The sequence below is a fragment of the Desulfoluna spongiiphila genome, assembly GCF_900101345.1.
GTDB lineage: Bacteria > Desulfobacterota > Desulfobacteria > Desulfobacterales > Desulfolunaceae > Desulfoluna > Desulfoluna spongiiphila.
Window position 1 is genome coordinate 700,398 of the sequence record NZ_FMUX01000001.1, and the last position, 26,546, is coordinate 726,943.

At 56.6% G+C, this 26,546-nt stretch carries 24 protein-coding genes; 6 read left to right on the plus strand and 18 right to left on the minus strand.

The window, feature by feature from the left end; genetic code table 11:
* Positions 1-443 precede the first annotated feature (443 nt).
* Positions 444-1,940, minus strand: coding sequence for a sigma-54 interaction domain-containing protein (locus BLQ12_RS02985; protein WP_175469458.1), 1,497 nt, complete (start codon positions 1,938-1,940; stop codon positions 444-446).
* 761 nt (positions 1,941-2,701) lie between these two features.
* Here BLQ12_RS02985 and BLQ12_RS02990 point away from each other — a divergent pair.
* From BLQ12_RS02990 to BLQ12_RS03015, 5 genes are all read left to right on the plus strand, one after another.
* Positions 2,702-4,084 (plus strand): sodium/glutamate symporter, encoded by a 1,383-nt coding sequence (locus BLQ12_RS02990; RefSeq protein WP_092208047.1) that lies wholly within the window; start codon positions 2,702-2,704, stop codon positions 4,082-4,084.
* A 187-nt stretch (positions 4,085-4,271) separates the two neighbouring features.
* Positions 4,272-5,423, plus strand: a complete 1,152-nt coding sequence (locus BLQ12_RS02995; RefSeq protein ID WP_092208049.1) for an epoxide hydrolase family protein — start codon at positions 4,272-4,274, stop codon at positions 5,421-5,423.
* Positions 5,424-5,429: 6 nt separating this feature from the next.
* On the plus strand, positions 5,430-6,671 hold the full coding sequence (locus BLQ12_RS03000; protein WP_092208051.1) for an L-serine ammonia-lyase: 1,242 nt from the start codon (positions 5,430-5,432) through the stop codon (positions 6,669-6,671).
* 372 nt (positions 6,672-7,043) lie between these two features.
* The gene (locus BLQ12_RS03010) at positions 7,044-8,540 is read left to right on the plus strand and encodes an aldehyde dehydrogenase (protein ID WP_092208171.1); all 1,497 of its coding nucleotides are present in this window, start codon (positions 7,044-7,046) and stop codon (positions 8,538-8,540) included.
* A gap of 196 nt (positions 8,541-8,736) precedes the next feature.
* The gene (locus tag BLQ12_RS03015; RefSeq protein ID WP_092208055.1) at positions 8,737-9,840 is read left to right on the plus strand and encodes a GGDEF domain-containing protein; all 1,104 of its coding nucleotides are present in this window, start codon (positions 8,737-8,739) and stop codon (positions 9,838-9,840) included.
* A 563-nt stretch (positions 9,841-10,403) separates the two neighbouring features.
* Here the strand turns inward: BLQ12_RS03015 and BLQ12_RS03020 are convergent.
* Entirely contained in the window at positions 10,404-11,453 is a 1,050-nt protein-coding gene (locus BLQ12_RS03020; protein ID WP_217640223.1) for a calcium:cation antiporter family protein, read from the minus strand.
* Between the two features lie 832 nt (positions 11,454-12,285).
* Between BLQ12_RS03020 and BLQ12_RS27265 the strand changes: the two genes are divergently transcribed.
* Entirely contained in the window at positions 12,286-12,726 is a 441-nt protein-coding gene (locus tag BLQ12_RS27265; protein WP_175469459.1) for a hypothetical protein, read from the plus strand.
* 324 nt (positions 12,727-13,050) lie between these two features.
* Here the strand turns inward: BLQ12_RS27265 and BLQ12_RS03030 are convergent, their stop codons facing one another.
* From BLQ12_RS03030 to BLQ12_RS03105, 16 genes are all read right to left on the minus strand, one after another.
* Complete coding sequence (locus BLQ12_RS03030; RefSeq protein WP_092208059.1) at positions 13,051-13,704, minus strand: (Fe-S)-binding protein; 654 nt, start codon at positions 13,702-13,704, stop codon at positions 13,051-13,053.
* Between the two features lie 619 nt (positions 13,705-14,323).
* Complete coding sequence (locus tag BLQ12_RS03035) at positions 14,324-15,151, minus strand: hypothetical protein (RefSeq protein ID WP_139163809.1); 828 nt, start codon at positions 15,149-15,151, stop codon at positions 14,324-14,326.
* A 230-nt stretch (positions 15,152-15,381) separates the two neighbouring features.
* Entirely contained in the window at positions 15,382-15,903 is a 522-nt protein-coding gene (locus BLQ12_RS03040; RefSeq protein ID WP_092208063.1) for a tail fiber assembly protein, read from the minus strand.
* 11 nt (positions 15,904-15,914) lie between these two features.
* Positions 15,915-16,961, minus strand: coding sequence for a phage tail-collar fiber domain-containing protein (locus BLQ12_RS03045; RefSeq protein ID WP_092208065.1), 1,047 nt, complete (start codon positions 16,959-16,961; stop codon positions 15,915-15,917).
* Between the two features lie 15 nt (positions 16,962-16,976).
* A complete protein-coding gene (locus BLQ12_RS03050; protein WP_092208067.1) occupies positions 16,977-17,627 on the minus strand; it encodes a phage tail protein I in 651 nt (216 codons plus the stop codon).
* Positions 17,620-18,738, minus strand: a complete 1,119-nt coding sequence (locus BLQ12_RS03055; RefSeq protein WP_092208069.1) for a baseplate assembly protein — start codon at positions 18,736-18,738, stop codon at positions 17,620-17,622. Before BLQ12_RS03055 ends, BLQ12_RS03050 begins: the two co-directional genes overlap by 8 nt.
* On the minus strand, positions 18,728-19,048 hold the full coding sequence (locus tag BLQ12_RS03060; RefSeq protein WP_092208071.1) for a hypothetical protein: 321 nt from the start codon (positions 19,046-19,048) through the stop codon (positions 18,728-18,730). The genes BLQ12_RS03055 and BLQ12_RS03060 overlap by 11 nt, the downstream gene beginning before the upstream one ends.
* Positions 19,049-19,435, minus strand: coding sequence for a phage tail protein (locus BLQ12_RS03065; RefSeq protein WP_092208073.1), 387 nt, complete (start codon positions 19,433-19,435; stop codon positions 19,049-19,051). It abuts the gene before it with no gap.
* Positions 19,436-19,621, minus strand: coding sequence for a hypothetical protein (locus BLQ12_RS03070; RefSeq protein WP_092208075.1), 186 nt, complete (start codon positions 19,619-19,621; stop codon positions 19,436-19,438). It lies immediately after the preceding gene.
* Between the two features lie 2 nt (positions 19,622-19,623).
* Positions 19,624-20,136 carry a phage baseplate assembly protein V gene (locus BLQ12_RS03075; RefSeq protein WP_092208077.1) on the minus strand — a complete coding sequence of 171 codons (513 nt, stop codon included), beginning with the start codon at positions 20,134-20,136 and terminating at the stop codon, positions 19,624-19,626.
* Positions 20,136-21,143, minus strand: a complete 1,008-nt coding sequence (locus BLQ12_RS03080) for a phage late control D family protein (protein WP_092208079.1) — start codon at positions 21,141-21,143, stop codon at positions 20,136-20,138. Before BLQ12_RS03080 ends, BLQ12_RS03075 begins: the two co-directional genes overlap by 1 nt.
* The gene (locus BLQ12_RS27645; RefSeq protein ID WP_217640224.1) at positions 21,140-21,343 is read right to left on the minus strand and encodes a tail protein X; all 204 of its coding nucleotides are present in this window, start codon (positions 21,341-21,343) and stop codon (positions 21,140-21,142) included. The genes BLQ12_RS03080 and BLQ12_RS27645 overlap by 4 nt, the downstream gene beginning before the upstream one ends.
* Complete coding sequence (locus BLQ12_RS27650; RefSeq protein ID WP_092208083.1) at positions 21,336-24,005, minus strand: phage tail tape measure protein; 2,670 nt, start codon at positions 24,003-24,005, stop codon at positions 21,336-21,338. The genes BLQ12_RS27645 and BLQ12_RS27650 overlap by 8 nt, the downstream gene beginning before the upstream one ends.
* A 130-nt stretch (positions 24,006-24,135) precedes the next feature.
* Entirely contained in the window at positions 24,136-24,423 is a 288-nt protein-coding gene (locus tag BLQ12_RS03095) for a phage tail assembly protein (RefSeq protein ID WP_092208085.1), read from the minus strand.
* A gap of 50 nt (positions 24,424-24,473) precedes the next feature.
* Positions 24,474-24,992 carry a phage major tail tube protein gene (locus tag BLQ12_RS03100; RefSeq protein WP_092208087.1) on the minus strand — a complete coding sequence of 173 codons (519 nt, stop codon included), beginning with the start codon at positions 24,990-24,992 and terminating at the stop codon, positions 24,474-24,476.
* Between the two features lie 66 nt (positions 24,993-25,058).
* Positions 25,059-26,495 carry a phage tail sheath family protein gene (locus BLQ12_RS03105; RefSeq protein WP_092208089.1) on the minus strand — a complete coding sequence of 479 codons (1,437 nt, stop codon included), beginning with the start codon at positions 26,493-26,495 and terminating at the stop codon, positions 25,059-25,061.
* Positions 26,496-26,546 lie beyond the last annotated feature (51 nt).

Consider the following 26,546-nt stretch of genomic DNA (forward strand, 5'->3'; position numbering starts at 1 on the left):
CACGGTCTTCCTTGGGGCTCGGGCTTCACCCCTTTTTCAGCGACGGTACACAGGGCGGCGTATTCAGCACCCCCTTTGGGGTTGCCTACGCCAATCCCTGTCCGTTTTCAATTCAAATTCTACGGATAACCAAAATAAAACGGAAGGGCCCGCCATGGGGGAACACCCGTGTGAGCCGTGGAGGAAAGGGGCGATCGCGCCGGGCCGACGGAGGGGAACGGCCCTAGATGGAAGCTCCGAGCTGTGTGGTGGATGACGGCTGGGAGATAATCAAGGCAGACGCCGGCATGGAGGACGAACGCCCGTAAGGTGTCGACAAGGGCTTTGGGGCGAGGCTCGGGTAACATACATTCAGTATGCGGCGGGTCGCTTTTTGAAAAAAGCGCCGCAAAAGCGTTCTGATGCCTTGCATAGAAGCGCACCCGACTCGTGAACGATCCGGGTCAGGAATCCGTCGGCCCCTGTTTCTTTCCGGCCTTGAGTTTGCGGGACACGGTGGTGCGGTTCACCCGGAACATCTCCGCCACCTTTTCCGTGGAGTGACAGGTCTCCATGGCTTTCTTAAGGATGTCGTACTCAATCTCGACCATGATCTCCTTGAGGGACTTGCCCCCCTGCCCTTTCACCGGCACGTAGGATTCGGAGGCATGGGCTGCACCCTTTGGCAGGAGCCTCGGAAAATCCTCGGGCTCGATGACATTTTTATCCAGGGTGATCACGATGCCCTGGATCATGTTCTGCAGCTCCCGGACGTTGCCCGCCCAGCCATGGCGCAACAGCACGGGCACCACGTCGTCGGAAAAATAGAATTGCTTGCGATACTTCAGATTATAGCGCTCAAGGAAATACCGGGCCAGGGGCTCGATGTCTTCGCGCCTCTCTTTAAGGGGCGGAATGTCCAGGACGCTCACCTGGAGGCGGTAGTAGAGGTCCTGGCGAAAGGTGCCCTTTGCCACGGCCTCTTCCAGATTCACGTTGGTGGCCGCAATAATCCGGGTGTCGATCTTTTTGGGTTTCAGGCTCCCCACCTGCATGATCTCCTGATCCTGGAGAACCCGAAGCAGCTTTGCCTGCACGTTCAGGGACAATTCGCCGATCTCGTCTAAAAAAATGGTGCCGCCTGCCGCAATGTCAAAGTAGCCGGGCTTGCCCTCACGCCTTGCCCCGGAAAACGCGCCCCGGGCGTAGCCGAACAGCTCAGACTCAATAAGGTTCTCCGGGATACTGGTGCAGTCCGCGCAGAAGAAGGTGCTGCCGGAGCGGTCGCTCTGGCCGTGGATGTACCGTGCCACCTCGCCTTTGCCCACCCCGGTGTCCCCGAGAATGAGCACCGTGGCATCGGTGGCGGCCACTTTGCGGGCCTGGGACATCACCTGTTTCATGGCCGGGCTTTCCACCACAACGGCGTCCGGTGCCGTCACCTCCCGGGCACCATGCTGGACGTTGCTCCAGAAGGTCTGGAAGATGTGTTTGTGGTACTCGATCTGCTCCTTGAACAGGGTCAGGTGGCTGATGTCCCGGATAAAAGTCACCACCAGCTCCACCTCCCCGTCGGCATTGAGGACGGGGTAGCCGTGGAGGAGGTTTTTCCGTCCGCCGCTGGTCTGCTGAACCGAACTTGCCGGGCGCTTGGACTTCAAAATAACCGGGCTCACGGCCCCCATGAAGATCCCTTTTTTCTGCTCCACACGGTCCGCATGGGGTTCGGCCTCGTCAAACACCCCCTCCTTGCTGTTCAGAAAGCTCACCTTTTTCCCGAGGAGAGCCTCCGGGGGCAAACCGCACAGCCGCTCGTACATGGGGTTCATCTTGAGGATCACCCCGTCGGCATTGCTGATGCAGACCCCTTCGTGGAGCACGTTTAAAATCGCATCCATCTCACTGAAGAGGTGGCCGTATTTTTCCTGAAAATAGGGAACTTCGTATGTTGTATCGCTCATTGCCGTCCATGCTTCATTTGGGGTTACGGAGCCTGAAACCGGGAACCCTGCCATCTGAAACAGAGAGCCCCCCCTCACACCGGTTCATGTGCCTGCTGTTTTCTGCCGCCGTCCTGTCAGGAAGCAGACCGATCCACCAATCATCTGAATTTAAAAGGAGTTACCACGACGCATTTGAAATGTCGAGGGTGTTACCATTGATGAGTATAGAAGCTGTCACAGAACTTCAAGGGAAGATTGACAGCAGGCACCCAGCCGGATTGGCCCTGACGGCCCCCACATGACGCATACCGGCTTGGCCACCTGCCCTTCCACACGTCAGCTTCCCATGGGAGGTTCCACGGCCTTCGGACAGAGCGATAAAAACGATCCCGGGCCACCTCGGGAAAAAAATAAATCCCCGCCCCCCAGGCCTTGTGCAGTTCTGCACACCGTGCAATTCTGCACAATCATCCAACCCTTTTAAATCATATCAGTTTATGAAATCATGCGGGCAATCCTGCACAAATCACCGCAAAAAGCGGGCGCCCGGCAGGGCCGACAGATTCCATGATCAGGATTCATAACCAACGTAAATTAAACTGATTAGACCTGCCTCCCTTATTTTCCAGCGAGTTGGCATCCTTGTTGCTCTTATTCCGGGGCGTTGGTTTGCAGAATGTTACCCGAAGCGTGCACCGACGCACCTTTGTGTAACACAGGGGAATTTATTTTTTATCGGGTCAAAGAAAAGCATCCCTTTGGACCGAGAGGAGGTCTTTTTGTCAGCGACATTCTACCCGTACGTGGGCGCCTTTATCTGGATCAGTATTCTGCTTGTTGGTGGTGCTTTTTTACGTAACAACATTCCGTTTTTACAAAATCGATTGATCCCGTCGTCCCTTATCGGCGGCGTCATCGGATTTGTCCTTTTGAACACCGGGCTCATCGGGATGCCCACGCCCGAAGGCTGGATGACCATTCCACCCAAGGTCTTCGGGGTAATGGTCTTCCACCTGTTTGCCTTTGGCTTTGTGGGAATCGGCCTGCTGCAGCAGGACAAAAAAGTGGCCCGCGGCAAGTCCACGTGGCTGCAGAACGGGGCCCTCTGGATGGCCTTTATGTATTGCCTGGTTTATGCCGTACAGGGCGTCACCGGCAAATCGATCTTTGAGTTCGCCAGGATGATCACCGGCGGCGAGTTCTTCACCGGCTTCGGCTACCTGGTGGGCTCCGGTTTTTCCCAGTCTCCGGGCGCGGCCCAGGCCTTCGGCACCATCTGGGAGAGCACCTACGGGGTTCAGGGTGCCAGCAGCGTTGGCCTTGCCTTCGGTGCCATGGGATTCCTCTGTGCCATCTGCCTCGGCATTCCCCTGGCCAACCGGGGCATCAAAAACGGATGGGTTGCGGACAAAAGCTCCAAAACCCTTCCCGCGAGCCTTCTTACCGGCATGATGGGCAAAGGCGAGGCCACCGAGTGCACCCGAACCACCACCCACCCGGCCAACATCGACAACCTGGCCTTCCACCTTGCCGTCATGGCGGCCCTTTACGGCGTGGGCTACGTGTTTGCCCTGACCTGGTCCATCAACATGCCCAAGGGCGTGAACGGCCTGGGCTTCGGCCTCCTGTATACCTGGGGGATGATCGCGGGTCTTGTCACCCGCAAGGTGCTTGAAAAGATCGACCGCCTCCATGTCCTGGACAACGCCACGGTCCGCGGCGTCACCAGCAGCACCATCGACTACATGATCTGTGCCGTGTTCATGGGCATCTCCATGAGCGACATCCAGGCCATCATCGTGCCGTTCCTTACCACCGTTGCCGTGGCCGCCCTTGTGACCTACATCCTCATCCTCTGGTTTGCCCGCCGCATGCCCGAGTACGGATTTGAGCGGGGCCTGGCCATCCTGGGGTGCTACACCGGAACCGTGGCCTCCGGCATCCTGCTGCTCCGCATCGTGGACCCGGATTTCAAATCCCCCGCCGCCGTGGAGCTGGCCGTGATGAACGTGTTCATCCTGCCCCTGATCCAGCTGGTGTACCTGAACCTGCCCTTTATTCCCACGGAAGGGTCCATCATGCTGCCCATTTTCATTGCCTACATTGTGATGATGCCCATTGCCCTGTTCTTCTTCAAGTTTGTGCAAAAACGCGCGTGGTAGCAGCTTTCTTACCGCACGTTCCAGGCGGCGTGCCCTGGTTTCGGCATACCGCCTTGTGTTGCGCATGGTGACGGGCCGGCCACCCGTCGGCCTGCGCGCTCACACAACCCAATATATATAAATAGTAAACACCATGTTGGTCCGTCTTTTTTTCCCAAGGCCAACATGGCTGCAAAGGACATGTTTTATGGTTACGCCTTTTACAATTGATATTCCGGAACAAACCCTTGAACAGATTCGCCGACGGGTCGCCGACTTTCCATGGCAGGACATGACCCAGGACGAAGGGTGGGACCATGGAACCAACCTGGACTACATGAAAGAGCTTTGCGCCTACTGGCTTGAGAGCTACGACTGGCGAGCCCATGAGCAGAAGATGAACGCCTTCGACCACTTCAAGGCCGAGGTCGACGGCATCGAGATGCACTACATCTTTGAAAAGGGAAGCGGGGACAACCCCATGCCCCTGCTCATCAGCCACGGATGGCCGGGCTCCTTTGTGGAGAGCCTGGACATCATTGAAAAGCTGGCCCACCCCGAGCGGTTCGGCGGACGCGTGGAAGACGCCTTTGACGTCATCGTGCCCTCCCTGCCCGGGTTCGGGTTTTCCGGCCGCCCTCCCCGCCCCTTTGGTCCCCGCGCCATGGCCGGGGTCCTCAACAGCCTGGTCACCGATGTGCTGGGCTACGACTCTTACTACGCCCACGGCGCGGACTGGGGCAGCGCCATCTCCAGCTGGCTGGGCTACGATCACGCGGATCACTGCCGGGCCATCCACATCAACTTCCCCACCATGAGGCACATTGACGGCCCCCAGACCCCGGAAGAGGAAGCCTGGGCCAGATCCTGCGAGACCCTGCCCAGGGTGGTCCTGCAAAACGGCTACCGGACCCAGCAGGCCACCAAGCCCCAGACCCTGAGCTATGCCATGATGGACAGCCCCGTGGGCGTGGCCGCCTGGATCGTGGAAAAATTCCACGCCTGGTCGGACATCGACGGCGACAACGTGGAGAGCGCACACACCAAAGACGGCATGCTCACCAACATCATGGTCTACCTTGTGACCAAGACCTTCAACACCTCCACCTGGATCTACTACGGACGAAGGGAAGAGGGAGGACGCATCCTGGGCACCAAAGAGCGACCCAGGGTGGAGGTTCCCACGGCCGCGGCCATGTTCCCGGCCGAGAGCTTTCCCTGGCCCCCCCGCTCCTACGCCGAGCGCCTCTACAACATTCAGCGCTGGACCGCCTTTTCCCACGGCGGCCATTTTGCCTCCCTGGAGGAACCCGACGTGCTGATCAACGACATCGTGGCCTTTGCCCGGTCTTTTCGGTGAGGATGAATGGAGAGCTTAAGCGCACTGTACCGCATCGGCCTCGGCCCGTCGTCGAGCCACACCATGGGCCCCAGGTTTGCCGCTGAGCAGTTTGCCTCCCGGTATCCTTCGGCCAGCCGCTTCCGGGTCACCCTGTACGGCAGCCTGGCCGCCACCGGCAAAGGTCACCTCACCGACCAGGCCCTCTACGAGGTGTTCGGCCGGGACCGCCTGGACGTCTCCTGGCAGCCGGACCACAGCCTGCCCCAGCACCCCAACGGGATGAAGTTTGAAGCCTTGTCCCACGGGAAGGAGCTGCTTGGTGAGCAAATCTTCTTCAGTGTGGGCGGGGGCAGCATCCGAACCCCCGGCGAGATGACGCTGAAAGAAGAGCCCGTGTATCCCCACAAAACCCTCGGGGAGATCATGGACCATTGCCATGGGCGGGGCATCACCTATTGGGAATACGTTCAGAGCCACGAAGACGCCGCCGCCTTTGATCACCTGGCCGCGGTGTGGCAGGCCATGAAAGCCGCCGTGGAAAAAGGGCTCACCGCCCGGGGCGTGCTGCCCGGCTCCATCGGCCTGGGCCGCAAATCCTGGACCGTGTACCAGCGCACCCGCTCTGCCGGGGATGCCATGCAGGAGACCGGCCTCATCACCGCCTATGCCCTGGCCGTATCAGAAGAAAACGCAGGCGGCGGCACCGTGGTCACCGCCCCCACCTGCGGCTCCTGCGGGGTGATGCCCGGTGTTCTCTATTACCTGCAGCAAAAGCAGGGACACTCCGATGCAGACATGGTCCAGGCCCTGGCCACGGCCGGGGTGTTCGGAAACGTCATCAAGGGCAACGCCTCCATCTCCGGCGCGGAGGTTGGCTGCCAGGGCGAGGTAGGCTCGGCCTGTGCCATGGCGGCTGCGGCGGCCTGCCAGCTTTTGGGAGGCTCCCTGCGCCAGATCGAGTACGCAGCAGAGATGGGCCTTGAGCATCACCTGGGGCTCACCTGCGACCCCGTGGACGGCCTGGTGCAGATCCCCTGCATCGAGCGCAACGCCTGCGCGGCCACACGGGCCCTGTCCGTTGCCCATATGTCCATTTTGTCCGACGGCTCCCACCTCATCTCCTTTGACGAGGTGCTCTCCGTCATGAAACTCACGGGCCACGACCTGCCCGCCCTCTACCGGGAGACCTCGGTGGGCGGCCTGGCCATGGTCTATCGCGGAAAGCAGTCCTGCGCAGGGGGCGTCACGCCCCCGTGCCAGTCGTAATATTTACTTAAATAATTAAGGCATGTTCTGCCTCCGGCGGCCCTGCCGGGGGCCAAACTTTTGAAAAGTTTGACAAACAGGTTTTCCGGGCGATTTCGAACTATTCGCGATCCGTTGCCATAATGAAAGTTTTTTTACGAAACGAATCGCCATTCCCTTCTGGGTCCCAGAAGGGAATGCAACCGGAAAGTTTTTGCGGCTTGTCGCGCCGTAGCGCCCTTGCCTTTCCGATGATTATGACGGCTGGATTAGCGAAGCCAAACTTAATAGTCGTCAGATTGGCGCGTAGGCGGAAGGTTTTCAAAAAGCGACCCGCCGGAGGCACTTGAATCATGTCTATTGACACACATGCAGTTAAACGGAGAAAAAAATATGACCTACGCCAAACCGTTATCCAAAGAGGATATCTTTGCACAGGCAAAAAACGGAACCCTTGAAGCCAGGGCCATCATCCCCAACAGGAAAAGCGCCCAGGGAACCATGACGCCCACCTTGAACCCCTTTGACAACAGCGTCATCGGCCATGTGGAATTCTGCGACGCTGAAGTGGTCAACGAAGCCGTGACCGTGGCCCGGGACACCTTTGAAAAGGGCACCTGGTCCCGCATGTCCCCCTACGACCGCAAGCTGGTGATCCAGAAGTGGGCGCGGCTCATCGACGAGCACGCCGAAGAGCTGGCCGCCCTGGAGTGCAAAGACGTGGGCAAGCCCCTCAAGGAGTGCATCGGCTTTGACCTGCCCGACACCAGCTACACCATCTCCTGGTTTGCCGAAGCAGCCGACAAGGTCTTCGGCAAGGTATCCCCCTCCCCCGGCAACAACCTCGGCATGGTTGTTAAAGAGCCCATGGGCGTTGTGGGCGCGGTGCTGCCCTGGAACTTTCCTGCCACCATCTTTGCCTGGAAAGTGGCCCCGGCCCTTGCCGCAGGCAACTCCATCATCGTCAAGCCCGCTGAGCAGACGTCCCTGAGCACCTATCGCATGGTGCAGCTGGCCCACCAGGCCGGGATCCCCGAAGGCGCCCTGCTGCTGGTCACCGGCCTCGGCGAAGCCACGGGCAAGCCCCTGGGCCTCCACAACGAGGTGGACGTGGTCTCCTTCACCGGCTCCACCGAGGTGGGACGCTACTTCCTCCACTACTCCGCGGACAGCAACCTCAAGGAGATCGTCCTGGAGTGCGGCGGCAAAAGCCCCCAGGTGATCTTCGAAGACACCTACCCCGTGGACGAGATGGTGGACCAGATCCTGGACGCCGCCTTCTACAACATGGGCGAAAACTGCAGCTGCGGCTCCCGCCTTCTGGTGCAGGAGAGCATCAAAGACGAGGTGATCAAAGCCATCGTCGCCAAGCTGCCCGAATGGAAAATCGGCGACCCCGCGGACATGTCCGTGTTCATGGGCCCCATGATCGAAGAGGGACACTTCCGTAAGGTGCTGGCCCACATCGAGGCCTCCAAAAAAGAGGGAGCCACCCTCATCTACGGCGGCAAGGCCGTGGATGCCGGTGCGGGCAAGTGCATCGAACCCACCATCTTCGACAACGTCACCCCGGAGATGTCCCTCTTTAACGACGAGGTGTTCGGCCCGGTCCTTGCCGTCACCACCTTTAAAACCGAAGAAGAAGCCATCGAGCTGGCCAACGCCACCCAATACGGCCTGGCCTCCTCCATCTACACCTCGGACATTCGCCGCGCCCACCGCGTATCCCAGCGTATCAAGGCGGGCACCGTCTCCGTGAACTGCTTCTCCGAAGGAGACATCGGCACCCCCTTCGGCGGCTACAAAATGTCCGGCTTCGGCGGCCGCGACAAAGGCTTTGAAGCCCTTGAGCAGTACATGGCCACCAAGACCATCTGGTACGACAACTAACCGATTGCCATGGCCTCACCCGAGCCGGGCCCCAGGGCCCGGCTTTCCTCTGCCCATGCCAACGCCCGGGTAAACCGGCACCTCCCATTCTTCCATGCCACCAGAAACAGACAGCACATAAATCTGGCGTGTTGGGCCTAAACTTGCGATAGTGACCCTTCTGATCATACTTGACCAACGGGCAAAGGAGGGCGCAATGACCCGCAGCGATATGGACAAGGCCGAAACAGACGCCAAACACATTCTCAACCAGCTGGGCTCCTTGAGCTCCTTTCTCACCGGCATGGACCCGGGCACCGAAGGGGACGCCTGCTTCACCATGCCCCTGACGATCATGAAAAAGGCCATGTCCTTTGACGTGAGTGTCCTTTACGAAGTCTGCAACGTGGTGGACAACTGGCTGATTCTGGAAGTGGCACGCGTGTTCGATCCCCAGGGCTACCGTGAGGACCTGAAGGAAGGGAAAAAGCTCATCCTGGATCTGACTCGAACGGATGGGATCTACATCAACGAGATCAAGGCCTTCTCCTCCCGCAAGGTCTCCTGCATCAACGTGCCCAACGAAGGGTGCGACATGATGGGGTTTGTCTACCTCCCGGAGAGCTTAGGCGGCGGCTACCTCTTCGGCGGCGATTACTGCGGCCAGGAGTCCAGGGTGAGGGATTACGAGGCCAGCGTCTGCGAGATCATGTGCAACTTCCTGAGCACCATCCTCATCAAGGCCCAGCTTGAAAAACTCGCCGTCTACGACAGCCTCACTGGCCTTTGCAACAGCCGTCGCATCAAAGAGGAAGCCACCCGCATCCGCAACCGCTTTGCCCGAAAGCCAAAGGCCATTGCCTCCGTGGCCCTCTGCGACATCGACCACTTCAAGGCCGTGAACGACACCCACGGCCACATCCAGGGAGACATGGTCATCAAGGAGGTCGGCGAGCTCCTCTCCACCTCCATGAGAAAACACTTTGACGTGGCAGGGCGCTACGGTGGGGAAGAGTTCCTGCTGGTCCTGGATGAAACCACGGGCCCCGAAGCCCTCTCCATGATCGAACGCATCCGGAAAAAAATCGAAACCCACGCCTTCCCCAAGGTGGACCAGGCCGGAAAACCCATCCCCGGCGACTCCCTTCACATCACCCTCTCCTTCGGCGTGGCAGAAAACCGGGCGGACGACTCCCCCTGCGATGCCCTGGAATGGATCAGCCGGGCCGACCGTGCCCTCTATCGCTCCAAACACGATGGCAGAAACAGAGCCACCCTCTGGAGTCATGCCCTGGACGAAGCGTGCGTGGAAACCGCGTAGGGTTGCATTCACATGGGTCAAGTGGGCTCAGAGAAAAACCAAAAAGAAGCCTCCGGCGGCAAGGTGTGCCACCTTGAAAGCAGGTTGCGAATGCACTTTCCCCTTCGCTTGTCGCGCCGTAGCCCATTGACGTTGGTCGAATGGTGACGCATTGACATGGGCGTAGGCGGATTCCTCAGGGAAAATCACATTCGCCCTTCAAACAAACGCGGCCCTGATCATCGTTTAGAGCATCGGCGTATTTACGTCCCCCCCCCCCCCCCCGAATACCCTTGTCCCCTGGAGCGCCGCACTCCAGTGCGGCACGGGTAACGATGGACCAAAAAGCCGCACCGGAGTGCGGCGCTCCGTTCCGGTCGATCTTTTGCGGTTGTTTTGAAGGTCGCGGCAGGGCCGCCGGAGGCATAAGCTGAATAGTTACTGAAAAGTTTGACAAACAGGTTTCAAGTCAATTCTTCCGGGCTTCGCAGAATCAATTTGGACAGTTTGATTTGTTCATTTGGAAAGTTTTTTGCGGAGCTTTTTTTCAAAAAAGCGACCCGCCGGAGGCATGCCGTGTTCACTCAGCCCAGGATACCCTTATAAATAAAATAGCCGTAGCTTGCGGCAAGCAGGGCCCCTGCGCCCCGGGGAAGACGCTTCATGACCCCGACAAAAAAGAAATGGACGGCACCCGCCGCCATGATGGTGAAGGCCCCGGTTTCAAAGGAATCGGGGATTCGGATGGGAGAGAAAAACGCGAAAATGCCTATGCACATGGGAATGCAGATATGGCCGTCCCCGATCTGGGACGAGTAGGCGATGTCGGAGCGATCCACTGCCGCATAATAAAAGGCAAGAATCCCGTTGGGGACCACCATGAGCAGGCCGCTTAAAATACCGATCTGGCTTGTGGAAATAATCCCCCCGCCCCCGGCCGAAACCCAGGCCACCAGCCCTTCGATGCTGACATAGGTGCCCCAGGCCGCCCCGCCTACCAGCAGGATATCCACCACGACCCAGAGGCTCACGGCCCTGTGTTTCTGGACGTTGGTCTTCATCACATCAAAGACCTGAAACACCTGCCAGAAGAGGAACAGACCCATGAGCACCAGGCCGTCCCCCTGGTTCAGGACCCCGTCCCGGCCCAGGGCCCAGGTCACGCACGTAAAAAACACCATGGCAATGAGGGTAAGGAGCAAGGAGAGGTAATCAAGCTTTTCTGCGGAGCGGTCTTCCTTTGTCCCCGTAAGGGTCAGGCCCCACAGCAGGGCGGGAATGCCCAACAGCACCGTCAGGTTGGTGACGTTGTTCACGATGCAGTTTTCAAGGACCATGGCCGCATCTCCGCCCGTGGTTCCCATCACATAGGCAAAGGCGAGGTTGGAAAACCCCGAGCAGTACGGCATCACCATGGTCCCGATGGCAGTGCCCTCAAAGCCGCGCTTCTCAAAGGCATTGAGCCGCCATACCATCACGATGGAAGCAAGCAGAAACAGCCCCAGGAGCTGCCACGGCCCTGCATCAGACAGGACGGCGAGGCCACCCTTGAAGATGGCGGTATAATTGGGGGCAGCAAGCAGCGTCATCAAACCGCTCAGCAGCCGGGCGCAATAATCCAGTATATTATCCACAACGCATCCATCAATCCGGTTCAGGGCGCAACATCTCAACAGACCACTCAATAGTTAAATTTCAAAGGGGCGGCAACCGCCAATGCATGCGCCAGCCCTTGATTGATATCATCGACCAAAAGAGAGGTTGCCTTTATTCTTATCTGGAATGCGTCTGGATGATGAAGAGGGCCCGTTTGTCAGGGTGGCTCACGGGGTTGCTGAGGCCCGCCCTCAATACCAAATGTGTTTTTCCTTTCGTCATTTTTCGTATGCCACGTATGACAAATTAAAATGATTGACTTTGCATCCAATTGGGCTGATTATTAACGATAACATCTCTTTTTTATGGGCTTTAGGGTTTCCCATTATGAATACCGAGCGAAGGGCTTAACGCCTGGCACCACCATAGATTGAGCCCCTGTTAGAACGTCAGATCGCGTATCCTGAAAAATCCATTTCAGATCGGCCGCACCGTGAACTTGAACGGTTATAATTTTTAAGCTCATCGCCCTCTTCTTCCGAAGCTTTCACCATCCATGCGCCTTTCATCTGCTTCGACCATTCAAGACAGATCATCGCTGCCTGAACGTATGAAGCCATGCCAATGCAATGCGGTATGATCGTTTCCCAATTCCAGTATGGCTTTCTCGTGTTATGAAAATCAGACCATCCCGGGCAAATAGAGACTTACTGCCTCTTCTGATGAAAAGCGCTCTCGTAATTCACAAAAAAATGAACAAAAAAATCGTCCCGGCAACATTGGGAAGACGTTATGCCGTATGGCCGAAACTCAAACCCATGGTCCTTTACAAATTTGAAGTAATCTCGAATCTAAAAAAGGAGAGCTAACATGAAGATCAACGTTTCTGCTTTAATCCTGACCTTGATTATGATGGTTTCACTGGCGGCCTGCGGCACCTATTACCAAGTAACAGATCCTTCAAGCGACAAAGTCTACTACACTGAAAAAATCAACAAGAAAAGCAACGGTGCCATCGAGTTCAAAGACACGGCCAGTGGAAAAGAGATCATCATACAGAACTCTGAGGTGATCGAAGTTGACAAAGATGCCTACGAAGCAGGCATGGCAGAACCAGCCCCAGCACCTAAAATGGAACCAGCGACTGAAGCAGCGCCTGCAGCTGAAGCAGAGCCTGCGGCTGAAGCTGAGCCTGCGGCTGATGCTGAGCCCGCAGCTGATGCAGAGCCCGCAGCTGATGCAGAGCCCGCGGCTGACGCTGAGCCCGCCGCTGAAGCTGAGCCCGCGGCTGAAGCTGAGCCTGCGGCTTAATACGAACCAGCACCCAAAACTGAAATTAAACAAACAAAAAAGCACCCCGCACCTGCCTCAGCCATGAGCAAGCGGTGGGTAGCTACGCTGATGCTGGCATGATCACAGGACTCCTCCGCCATGCATTCGGGCCACCGTCTTCCGCGCCTGTGAAAGCCATGCACGCCAAACAGGGTGAACCGCCAATAGACGTCTTCTTTCTGGACGTTATCCGATACCGCAACCAATCAACGGCCAGACAATCAAAAAACAAAAAGCCCATAGGCGCTCGGCGTCATGGGCTTTGTTGTGTTGGAAAAAGTCCTATGCAGGGAACGTACCTACTCAGTGGGCGTTCACATAGGCTTCCAGCTCACCGTGCCACAGATCGGGATCGCACGTGCCTATGGTTGTGGGGTTGCCGAAAAGCAAATCCACCAAATGGCGCGGTATCTTTCCGCCATTGTGTATGGATTTGATGCACGAGACACAGTAGACCACGACCTCTTCTTCAGGCATCTGATCCGCCCTCTGTTTCATTTTCCGGATAATCTTATCTGTTGGCAACACGCCCCAGGCACTGTCCCCGCAGCAGATGCTTTTGTTCCTGATCTTCTCTGCTTCCCTGACCTCTATGTTCATCTTCACAAGCAGGGATCGAACGGCATCATGCACCCTGCTTTCGGTCCGCACGGGACACGGATCCAGCACAGACATGGATGCGCCCTTGTGGTCCGGGAAATCCCAGAACTCCTCCTTATCAAGGATCTCCCAAAGAGACACCGTGGTGCAGTCAGGGTAATTTTCCCTGTAGCGTTTGTCGCATCCCGCACAGACATTTATCACGGTGGTGCCGGGCTGCAGTTCCGTAGAATTCCTGCAGCAGGTATCAAGCCGTTGGATGGGCCCCATGTGCTCATCCAGCAGGGCCACGATGCGTTCCGCCGCCCAAGGATTTTCAATGGCCAGTGCGCAGCCTGGTGCAAATATGGTGGTCATGGTTTGTTTCCCTTCTTTTCGTTCAGGTCTCATTAACGTTCGCCCTCTATGTACCATGCCCGAAAGGGAAGTGCTGGCGGTTATCGGAGGCCGCATTTATCAAACGCAGAAGATGTATTCGGGCAGAGGATTTATCCAAGTGGTGGGGGAAGGCGTACGAGGCTATCGGGGTGGAAGGGGTTGACCTGTACGGCGGGACACGGCATACGAAAGGCCCCTGGCCATACCACGAGCAAAGCCTTTGATCGCTACTGCCAGATACAGAATAATTCGGCGTTTGAGATGACGAAAATCATCGAAGAGAAGCGTGGGAAAGAGGGGAAGGTGATCCCTTTGAAACCGGTTGATCAACGTTGATCAACATCCCCGAAACTGATCAACAATTTCGGAAGTTTAATTCTTCAAACATTTGATTTTTTTATAAGAGAAATTGGTGGAGGCGGCGGGAATCGAACCCAGATCCCGAGTTAAACCAATCCTCCTGTAAAATCAGAATCATACTTAAAATACCGTCTTTCATCTGTATCATTTCATAGCGTCGGAGAGCCCTGTAAATAGGCTCTCCTTTTGCAAGAACTTCCACAAAAACTTCCACAATTCAAATTGTGCCTTTCAAGCTTTATGGAGTAATTTCTTTCAAGCGTAACAAAATCCGATCCGTAAATTGACTATTCCGTCCAGATAACAAAACAGCCTTCGTTTTCACGGAACTTCCTTTTTTCATAAGTGCAAATTTTTCATCATTAGTTTGCATAGATATTGAAAACCCAGACAAAACGTTATCTGAGTTCCAATCAAGATAGGCTGTATACCTTGGATCACCCTCCGTATAGTATCTCATATTCTCCGGAGCGGTATTGTCAGTGACATTTACCATATTAAAATCCAAATCATAAATACGCCCTTCCATATTTTCCTTAAGCCACTTTACCCTTCCAGCATCAGTAAGATCTTTAAGTACGCAATAGTTAAATGGCAAATATTCTAACAGCTCTCGTTTAACTGAGTTGTATTCATTAGGATCATTCAACGTCGTTGTAATTGCATGTGAAATGGTATTGCAAAATCCTTCCTGATCAAACCCAAGAGTTACCGTATGGTCTTTCCATTTTTCTGTTCCTGACTTCAGGAACTGAAGCCCGATGATTTGAACATCAACAGTATTATTAACCAACTCAACTTTTAGTTTAAAACGATTTTTTATCAATAAATCATACCTATAAATATAGCCAGACCTGAAATAGTCGTTATAGACATCGATCTCCTCTAATGGAGCTTTATTCGAATAGAAGGCTTTAAGCACTGCCGGATATAATGGTTTTTCTCCTTCATATGAAGCCAAGTTGAGTGGTGCCGGAGCCGAAGAAACACAAGCAGCACAAAAGATTAGAACCAACACACCTATAACATTTCGAAACACTGCAAACCTCCAAACATCAGAATTCATGCATCTACTTTTATCATCAGAAATAATTCCTTAATCAAACAACACCAATTCTTATCGGTGCAAGCAAAGAATGCCTTGACTACTTTTGAAGTACTATCATTGTTTCTACACGGATTTAACTTTAAAAACAAAATATTAAAAAAGCCCTGATTAACAGGGCTTTCTGGATTCGTTCCTTGTACCTTGTAATTACACACCACTCACTTCTTAAATGACGCCCCTCCCCAACTTTAATCAGGAGCTGGAGGCCACGGAATCGAATCGGTCACTGCGGTCAACGTCGCAGGAAGATCCCTCAACTGCATTCTGTATGTTTCCCACTCCCCCCGCTTGTTTTGATCAATCGGATAATCCGGCATCATGGTATAGTCGCATGCTAATAGCTTTTCGTCCCGTTGCGCCCTTACCACAGTATCCAGCCAAATACTTAAATCCACTTCCCACTCGTTGCCATTCCATGAAGAATACGCAACGGGGTCCTTATCGGTCCAAGTAGCATCTGGTTTTACACCTATCTCAGTTATTTCATAACAAGCCCGTGTTACTGTATCGTAATAAGCCTTATTTCGATAATCTGGCTTCAATATCCATGTATCCCCACCGAAAACGGCAACCTCATTCTCATCGAAATCAGGCGGCGAGTGTATCGTAGTATGAGCTGGAATCAAGAAACTATCATCAAGTGGTGATTTTCGAGCGTCAAGGGATCTGAGGTATTCTCCTGTTATGGGACTATAGCTGTATATTTTCATTGATTCATCCTTTAATATCGTATGCAATACATAACAGAAATGTTTTTCGGCCTTGCTTCATTTCCACCATCAGGGAGGGTTGAATCATTACTGCCTCTTTCGTTTTCTCCACCTACATATAGTAGATTAAAATTTGCATACCCTGAAGCATTAGAATAGCCGCCTTTGTTGCCATGCACATGACTTTTATTTTGGTCCATTTGCTGTGTGCCGAGCACAGCACCTGTCTTCCCATCTCCCCGATTAGTCCTTGCCGCCGAATCGGGATCTATACCGGCACCATTATCCCAGCCCCTCAAAAATACGCCCCTAAAATCCGGAAGATTAAAATGAGAATCATCGACAGTCCCATACATCAATCCAATAGCAGCGAAAAGATTTGAGTAAGTCGTTCGAGAAACGGAGGCTCCGTTGCACTCCATAAGCCTTCTGTCGACCAACTGTGCCTCAGTGGCTTCAAATGGAAGAACGACAATATCCCCAACTTCGGTAAGAATATGCTTCGACCCCATGCAGCCCTGTCCTGAAATAGTGACGTTACCATCTTCGTCCTTCCTTACCATCTCCGGATACGCCTCCAACTCATCCGCCACATGTTGCCTGGTCGCCAGCACCACCGCCGGATCCACCTTCAGCTCCACAGCAGCACTATCCGAAACCTCCAGGATCATTTTCACGTAAAGATCCTTGGACGCCCCCTGGATAATCTTGGGTTTGTACGTGTGGGGATACTTGCCGATGGCAATCAGGTTGCCGTCCGGGTCGAAGAGGCCCACCTCCCGGATGTCGAAGTCTCCCACATCGGATGGAATGAAGGCCTCCACCACCAGCCAGTTGCTGTTGGTTTCATCCACAGAGATATGGTTGATACTTCCGCGCCACACTTCGTTGATCAACGTGGTCCGCTGAAGCATGGCTGCCAGCTCTAGGCCCGCATAGGATCCATTGCCATCACCCACGGCCAGGGTGGAGAAGCTCACGGGCGTACCCAGGACCGGCGAGTTGGCGAACATCGCCTTGCCGGTGTTGGTTAAGGTTGTGAAGTAGGATTCTGCCATTGGTGTTTCCTTTTCTTAAGGATAGATACAGGTGGTTTCGATCATCTGGGTTCCCAGGCCAAAGTAGACGGGCCCGGACTCTTCCAGGCTTTCGGGTTGCCAGGGGAAGACAGAGACGGTTTCGGCGTATTGTCCGGCCATGGCCATGTGGATTGTGCCCTGCCCTGTCAGGTATGTGATCACGGCATCGAGCTTGGAGCGGACGTTCTTGTAGGCTTCGATGAGCTGATCTGCCCAGGCGTAGGCCTGATCGGTGACGCCCTGGTCGGTGACTTCCACGCGTACCCGGAAGTGGTAAGGCTGGCCGTCGTAGGTCCACCACTCTTCCACGGTGCCGCCGCCGAGCACGTCGGCGATGGCGCCCTCGATGGCGGCCGGGGTTCCTTTTTGTCGATGCCGGGCAACGGAGTTCCGGACAAGGGCCCTCTTTTTTTCAAGGGTCAGGCTGTCGTCCCAGAAGTCCACCTTGAACTGCCAGGCCAGGTGGGTGAGGAGGGGCTCCTCCAGCTCGTCCCACCGGCTGTATATATATAAGGAGTCGATGGCCTGGTTGATCTGTTTCAGGTCGTCATCGATGGCGCTGGCGGCTGCCCGGATGCTTTCGTCTCCGGAGATAGACGCGGGGAGGATGTCCGCAAAGGTAATGTCGGGCAGGCGCTTACTCATCTTCCACCCCCGCGTAGTTCAGGGTTTGAGTGCCTGCCTGGGCCACCTGGGTGGTGGCCAGCTTTTGAAATGAGGGAGACCGCAGCACCACGCGTTTTGCGCCGGCACTCTTTAAGCGGAAAACCAGTTCGTCGGGGTTGATGTCACGGCCCAGCTTTTCGCATTGCCAGGCTGTGTAGTCGGCAATGGCCTTGCTCACCCGGCTTTGAATTTCTGAAATGGCCTCCTGGTTCTCTCCGGAAATAAAATAGTCGGCATCGATGTCGAAGCCCACCGGCACCGGAGCAATGACGGACACCCTATCCGTCAAGGGCCTTCGGTTCTTCGGCGTCACGGCATCGGCCACGGTTTGCAAAATGGTTTCATCCGGAAGCCTGCCTCCGGAGAGGAGCACCACCACCTGGACGGTGGCGTCTGCAGGTGAGACCACGGCCACGTCGGCGATCTCCTGGTGGGCCGACTTGGCCCAGTAGATGTAGGCCCCTTCGGGACCTGCAACCGAGTACTTGTCCGGGGCGTTGTGGATCCGTTCCCTGTAAGGCTCGTTGCCTTCTTTGTCGGCACCGCCCGTGGATGTGATGGTGTTGGAAACGCTCACCACATAGGGGACCGGATCCACAACCTGGTTGATCTGCCCCGGCACGTAGCCGTTGCCCACAGTGCCCGTGGCCATGCAGGTTACGGGCACGTCAACAAAGGTGTCTCCCATGGCCACCTCGGCATAGCTCTCCGTCTTGAAAAAGAGCGTGCCGTCCGGAGAGACGCGGGTCCCTTTGTTGATGGCCACCACAAACCCCAGGGCCTCGGCAATGGAAAACCGGCATAGGGTTCCGGCGGCAGAGGAGTCCAGCCGCTCCGTCTCCGTAAAGGCCCCCAGGTGATCCAGGTGATCGCCTTCGCTGTAAGCCAGGAGGTTCATCTTCCCCGCGTGGTTGATAAGCTCCCGCTGCTGCACGATGATGGAGGCCAGGCCCATGAGGAAGAGGCGCTCCGGATCCGCAGGGGCCAGGGATTTGCCTGTGATGCCCTCGTGCACGGTTAAAATATTGCTGATGGTTTTCTCGGCATCAGCTTCCACAAATTGGATGTCCGGAAGGTTCTTAAGGCTCATTGATTTTAATCCTCACCACGGGGATCAGTGTCCCGGCCCGGGCCTTTTCGGCATCGGCCACCCAGGAGACGGAGAGAACATCCACCCCGGGAACATAGGTCTCAATCCCCTGGATCACGGCTGCCGATGCTTTGGCCTTGGCCACCGGAAGCGGCGTGTCCAGGTAATCCGCCTGTGCTCCGAAGGCCCTGTCCAGGGGAAGAGTCCCCACCCGGGTGGCGCACACAATCTGCACCTGCTGCACTATGGCATCGATGCCCGTTGCTCCGATCACCACACGGTCCAGCTGCCCCGTCACATTCAATTCCATTTACGCAAACTCCTTTAGCTTGATAGAGACCGCCGCAACCAGGAGCCGCCCTTTGCCGTCGAATTTCTGCCAATCCTCTTCCATGGAGGTGGTGGCAAACCGCCCGAAGTTGTACCCGCCCACAACCAGGTTCTTTGCCTCTCCGGAGGCCAGCACCTTGCGAACGGCATCGATCTCACCTGAAGGCGAGACACCCAGGCTTTCGGCAAACATCATCTGAAGCGACACCTCGTCCAGGCCCGGGCCAAGAAACTCCAGGACAGGCTTTTTCCCGGTGACGGCATGTTCGGCAAACCGCGCCTTGGATGAGCGCTTGAACTCGTCGAAGGTGCGGATCCGCGTGCGGTTGGTTTCAAAAACAATCTCTCCGAAAGTCCCCACGTCCATTTATCTGTGTCCTTTGGATGCCGGGCTTCCGGAGGTGTCGTCCAGAAGGGTCATGTGTTTGTAGACGGCCCGGCCCAGGGCCGCTGCCATTTTTTCTGTCTGGGCAAACTCGTTGCCCGTTGCGAACCCTTCCACTTTGAGTTCCTTGATAATGTCTGCCACGAGGGCTGCTGCGCTTGTTGCCATGATTATTTGCTCGCAATAACTGTTGTTGATGCGTCCACATGGGGCTTGCCGTCGAACTTGCAAATGGACTTGTCCGTGATCACCCCGCCCAGCTCCCCGCCGCAATCCAGGGTCACTTTATCGGCTTTTACCGTCACTTCCCCGCCCTTCACCGTGATGTCCAGGCTGTGCGTTTTTCTGTCGTAGGCCATGACGGAGCCATCCCCAAAGGTCACATGGGTCAGGTGGGATCCGTCTGCAGGTGGCGCGTCCACGTCGGAGTAGATCGCCCCCAGGACAAAGCCCTGTTCCAGGCCAATGGGAAGGAAGATACAAGCCACCTCTTCCCCCACGTCGGGCATGGCAAAGAACTTATCCGTCTGGGTCCTTGGAAAGAGAACCGGCAGCTTGTGGGTGGGGTGGCCATGGACCTCCACCTTCACGGATCCGCCCACCACTTCGGTCACCGTGCCCACCTGGACCATGCTGTTCACCTTCTCCTCCAGGGCCTTCAAGCGTTTTTCGATCTCGATCATCAGTACCCCAGCACCTTTCTCAGGGTTGCGTTTGTCTTGTATCCGGATCCCAGGGAGTGCTTGGCCTCGTCGATAAAATAGATCCCGTCAAAAATGCCGAACCCCTCCACCCGCACATTGAGCCCGGCCAGGGCCCGGGGATTGCCCACCAGGGAGAAGCTTGCCTTCACCTCCTCCTTGTTCGCGCTCCGGAGTTCGGCCACGGCCTGGGTCTGGGCTTCGGCGATGGACTCCACCCGGCTGTTCACCACCAGGGTCTGACCGGTCTTCGGGCTGTTCTCCGGGGTGAAGGTGTGCTCCACCAACCTCTTTTTTGTCGGGTCAAAAAACTGCACCGTGCATGCCCGATAGATGTTGTGGGACTTGGTATTGAACGACCAGGTCAGAATCTCGGAGGCCCCCTTTTTCAAGGTGAACACCGGAGCCTTGGCTTCAAAGGTTTTCCCCTCATAGAGAACCAGCTTCTCCTCGGCCATCTTCAGATTGAGCCCACGCGCCCGGCAGAGCCTTGCCAAAAGAGCAAGATCACTCTCCTTGCTCTGGGTCACCCGCTCATACGGTGCGTCCTGGTCGGCGCTGAAAAAAAGGGAGAGCCCGTGCTCTGCCGCGATGCCCCCTGCCAGCTGCTCCAGGGTGATGGCTTCCCACACCCGTTCCTTCAACTCGTTCTTGATGGCCGTGGAAGTCATGGAGCTGATGGCCTTCATGGTCACGATGGCAGGAGGCCCGCTTGATGTGATGTCATCCACCTGAAAGGATCCGCAGGAAAGAGAAAGATCCCCCAGGTCGCCCCATGCCGAGCACTCAATCTCCGCCTTTACCCGGGAGCCCTTCTCCGGAAACCAGTCTCCGGACCAAAGCCCGCCGGTGTCCTCCAGGGTGATCTGAAGATCATCGGCCTTTCCCGATGCAAAATCGGTGTAGGTCATGCTCTTTAAATAAGGTGAGATCTCTTTCGAGATGTCCTTGCCTTCAAAGGTCAGGTTCAGTCGTGCTTGTCTCATCATAATTTCCAGGGGGGTAAAACGGTTTCGGCTTTCTTTTCCGTGTCCGGGATCACCAGCTCAATCCCGGCGCTGAAGACCACGGTCTCCCGGTGCTCCGGGTTGGCCGCAATCAGTCGGGCCATGTGCATCTCGCTTCCCATGCGGGTCAGGGCGATGGCATCCCACATGTCGCCCTGCCGTGTGGTGTATGAATCAGGCAAAAGCGCGCCTCCTGTCGTCGTGATAAACCTGTGCCTGGGTTTTTCGGAATTGGTCTTGGCTCTCCATGAGAGCTTGGTCCGCCGCAGCTTTGAACCCCGCAACGTCGGAGCCATGCGCCGCAATTTGAATGGTGGGTTTGTATTCGATGTTGGTGGCAGCAGGCGTCGGCATGGGTTTCAATTCGGACAAGCCCTGACGGCTTCCGGCCTCCCGGGCCGTCTGAAGCTTTATGACTTCGGCATTGGCCGTACGGGAAAGTTGCTGTGCTTGGCCCCTTGAGTTGGCAAGGATAGGAGACAACTCCGCGACTTTAGCTTTTGTTGCTGCATCGGGCTGAGCAACGGACTTATCCTTGTCTCCTCCGGTAAAAAAACTCACCACTTTGCCCACCATCTTTGCCGCAAAGGTGATGGCCTTCAGCGTTGCAAGGAAGGGCAATAAAACCGTCTTCATCACAAAGCCAAGGGCTTTGCCCACCACCTTGCCCACCGTCGCAAAGGCGCCCATGGCCTTGCCGCCTTCGTCGATGGGACCGATCAACTCCTTGAACCATTTGACGATGGGTCCGAAGACTGAGCCCAGGGCCTCCCGAATCGGGGCAAAGGCCTCGCCAATGGCCCCGAAGGCTGAGCTCAGGGCCTCCCGGATCGGAGCAAAAGCCGCCCCGATAGCCCCGAAGGCCTCTCCCACAGCTGTCTTCATTTCGCGTACGGCCTCGATGACGGGCTCAAGCCCCTCTTGCAGGCCAGCCCAGACACCACCGCCGAAGGACTTCAACAGCTTCCACGTGTTGTCCACCAGGTTGGTGAAGGGCTCAAAATTCCGATAAAGAGCCACGGCCCCGGCAGCCAGGGCCGCAACACTCATTACCGCAATACCGATGGGGTTGGCGGACATGGCCACGTTAAAGGCCCATTGCGCGACCGTCATCATACGGGTGCCGATGGCCGCCACCTTCTGAGCACGGGAGAGCACAACGGTTTTCAAGGTTGCCGCGCTCATGCTCAGATTCACCAGCTCGTACATTTTCTTTGCCTGGAGGAGGCCACTGCTGACAAAGGTCCAGGCATATCCGCCCGCCACAGCTGCGGTGGTCAACGCAATGGTCCCGCCCGTGAGGAGTCCCACCACCTTTGTGACGGTGGGAAACCTCTCCGCCGCTGCCGTCAGGCCCCGCGTCACAAAGGCAAGGCCATGGGCCGTGGCTGTGATCACCGGGGTCAGGGTATTGCCGAAGACAATGGCAAGGCCCTCCGCAGCCGAACCAAGCCCCTTCAGGGCCCCGATGGTGGTGTTGTCCATCACCTTGGCGATGGATTCAGCCGTGGCTTTTCCTTCCCTGACTTTCTTGACGTATGCCTCAATGCCGTCTTCACCGGCCTTTGAGAGCAGCTCCGTGATGCCCGCCGCCGACACCTTACCGAAAATGGTCTTCACCACGTCCAGCTTTTCAGCGTTGCCCATGCCCTTGGTGGCCTTGGAGAGATCCCCGAGAATATCCGTCATGGGCCGGATGTTTCCCTCGGCATCGGCTGTGCTGACCCCAAGCTTTGCCAGGGCTTCGGATGCTTCTGCAGACGGCGATGCAATACCCAGCACCATGCCCTTCAGCGTGGTGCCTGCCATGCTCGCCTTGATCCCCACGTTACCCAGCAGCCCGGCCATGGCCGAGGTCTCCTCCAGGGACATCCCCGCCTTGGAGGCAATGGGGGCAACGTACTTCATGGTCTCCCCGAGCATCTCCAGGGAGGTGTTGGAGCTGGTAAAGGTTCGGGTGAGCACGTCGGAGACGCGGCCCATGTCCGTTGCCTCCAAGCCGAAACCGGACATGATGTCCGAGGCGATGTCCGAAGCCATGCCCAGCTCCACTGCCCCGGCCTTGGCCATGTTGAGCACGCCCGGCATAGCGGAAACGATTTGCGTGGTGCTGAACCCCGCCATGCCCAGGTACTTCATCCCCTGGGCCGCTTCACTGGCCGAAAAGGAGGTGGTGGAGCCCAGCTTCCGGGCCGATGCCGTCAGGGCCTCGAAGTCTTTCCCCGTGGCTCCGGTGAGGGCCTTCACCTCCGCCATGCTCTGCTCAAACCGGGCCGAGATCATGGTCGGAAACGCCACCGCCGTTCCAATGGCTGCCGCGTCAAACAGCTTGCCCTGCATCCCAGCGCGTTTGTCCTGCAGGGCCTTCTGCTTCATCATCACCTTCTGAAGCTTCTCCTGCTTATGACGCGCAGTATCGATGGACTGAGCCAGTTTCTGATTGTGTTTCACCAGCTGGGCCGTCTTGATCCCGGCAGAGGTCATCTCCCGCCGCAACTCAGAAAGGGAAGCCCTCTGATTGCCCAGGGATGTTTTCAGCTTTTTGGCCTTACGGTTTACCGCGTCAAACTGGCTTTTTAACTTTTTGGTGGGCTTGGCCGTGGCGGCCAGCTGCGCGGCAAGCTCCTTGCTCTCCTCCTGGGCTTCAAAGAACTGCCGTTCCGTCTCCCTGATTTCTTTTTTCAGGGAGGTAAAACGGTTGGACTTCTCCCGGCTTTTTTCAAGGGAGGAGATCTGCTTGCCGAGCATGCCCACTGTTTTGGATGCGTTCATCATGGCCCCGGAAAATTTCGGGGTCATGGCACCGTCCAGTTTAAAGCCCAGGGTGTATACTTTTGCGGTCATGCGCTTGCAGCCTCATTCATTACGGTTAACCACTCGGAGAGTTGCGGCAGGGGCATCCGGTAATAAAAATCAACGCCGGTGTGGGATACCCTTGCCATGTCAAAGCAGAGTTTCTTCACTTGCCTGGAGGTCAGCTCTCCGTATCGAGCAAAAAAGCCTGGGTCTCGGAGACAACCCGGTGGCAGTCCTTGATGGGCAGTGCCCGAATCGCCTCAAAGGGAAGGTCGGTGGCGCGACTTGCCAGCACCGCGCAAAACCCGGAGCTGGTCAGAAGAGGCACCACAGGATGGCCGCCGGTGGCAAAGTACTCCCTCTCCGCCTGCGCCATGTCCTCACCCGTGAGCCCCTCCAGGTCCAGGTTGATTGTTTTGATCTCTTTGCCTTCAAAGGTGATCGCTTTTTTCAGTTTGATTTCCATCTTGTTTTCCCTTTTTCAAAAATGTCTACGCGTAGACATCGGTTTGATCGTTACAGCCCCAAGGCCTTGTTCACATCGGACAGACAGTCCACGCCGTTCACCGTGTAAAGGTTGTTGAGTTTGTCGATGAGGATGCTTTCCATCCCGTCGATCATGAGGTTAAAGCGGGTGAGTTCCAGCTCCACGCTGGAGTCGTTGCCCTCCCCCACGGCAAACTTGCCGAAGCTGGTCTTTTTGGTGGATCCCTGGCCGGAGATCCGCACGGGCATCACCTTTCGCACGCCGCTTGCCGTGTCTTGGACCTGCATGGCCCCGCGCAGGTCCACCACGTGGGGAACGGGCATGTTGAAGAGGTTCACGTCCTGGCTGATGGTCCGAAAGTTGATGGTCATGGCCATGGCCCCGATGTGCCCGAGGATGGGAACCGAGATCTCACCCAGGATACCGGCCCCTTTAAGGGAGGCGTTCAGGGGCTCGATGTCCGGCACGGTGACGTCCACCACGCCCATCATGTCCTTGGCGCCGCCGTAGTAGAGGCGAAAGTTGGTCAATACTTCAGGGGTATTCATGCGCGCACTCCTGTGTGGTTTTAAGGATGTCTACGCGTAGACATCCGAAAACCTGTTAAGCGAAAATTATGCAAAAAGGGTTGAGAAGTAGGCCGGGTCGTACTCCTGGATGAAGTCGATCTCCCGGGCGGGTGACGGGGGCGTCATGTAGACATGGAACCGGGAAATCCCGTCCATCATGTCCGTCACCGCGTTTTCATCGGCCTGGAACTCCACCCGCGCGCCCAGGAGAAACTGCCGGGACACCAGCCCGTCCAGCCACATCTGGGCAGAATCCCGGATGGTCTCAATGAGCCGCCGCTTTGCCGGGGCGTCTACCCTGGACCAATGGCTCAGGATCAGGGTGTTGCCCACCCAGGTGAACATCCGGCTTACTGAAACCCAAGAGTCCTTGGGATCGGTGTTGGCCGGGTAGCAGGCCGTCCGGTTGCCCCAGCACTTCCACCCACCGATAAAATTCAGGGCCGTCACGATGCCGTTGCCGTTCAAATAATTCGCCTGCTCCGGCTGAAGCCACACCTCGTTTCCGTTTGCCACCATGGCGTCCATCTGAAAGTTGTGGTTGGAGGGCGAGGCGTAGGGGATGTCCTCGTTGTCCGCATCCACCCTGGCCATGAGCCCGGCAAGCTGGGTGGACATGTGAAAGGTCTTCGTGCCCAGCTTCACCCTGGGCCAGCAGACCACCTGGGCCGGATCGGTGAGGTTGTTCTGGTTCTTGTACTCCGGGGCGTCGCTGTACCGGGTCACGGTGGCGTCATCGATGTCGATAATCGCCTTGCAGGAGAACAGCCCGTTGATGGTTTTGGCCTTGGCCGTCATCACCGCCGACACCGTGGAGGCCGAAGACCAGCCCGGGGCAACGATGAGCCCGGGCACCAGGCGATACTTGGGGAACACCTCGTTCACCAGCTCCAGGCCGGTGAGGGCCCCGGTCTCAGAATCCACCCCGCCCACGATATCCGCCGCCGTCACCTTGGACGGATCCGCATAGGTGTAGGTTCGGTTGATGGTATCCCCCGCCGTGATGGATCCGGTGGCCATGCGCCGGATCACCCCGGCAACCCGGTCCACCTCATAGTCCGTGTCCTCCACGTAGGTGGTGGACTTGTCCGAAGAGGTCACCACCACCGGCCCCAGGAGGTCCCCGTGGTCCAGCTTGATCTCGTCATCGGCAAAGGTGGCCGCGCCTTCGGCCACATCAGCCTTGTGAACCGCCGGGTCAAAGACGTTGATGAAGACAATGGGGGCCAGGGCGAACAGGGCAAAGTGGGAGTAGATGAACTCGCAAAGCGTGTACTTCTCCCAGGCGTCGGAATAGCCCAGCAGCTCAACGGCCTCTGAATAGGTATAGGCCATGGTCACCTTGTTCACCGGCCCTGCCCCGCCCTTGGCCAGGTGCACAGGGGCCGTGCCCACCACCACCGGCAATGAGGCAGAAACCCTCCGGGGCGGCGTGATGGACGTGGGCATCTGCGATGCGTAAACACCGTGTCTGTATGTCATGATTACTTGGCTCCTTTCGCTTCGGCGTATTTCCGGGCCAGAAGGGATTCA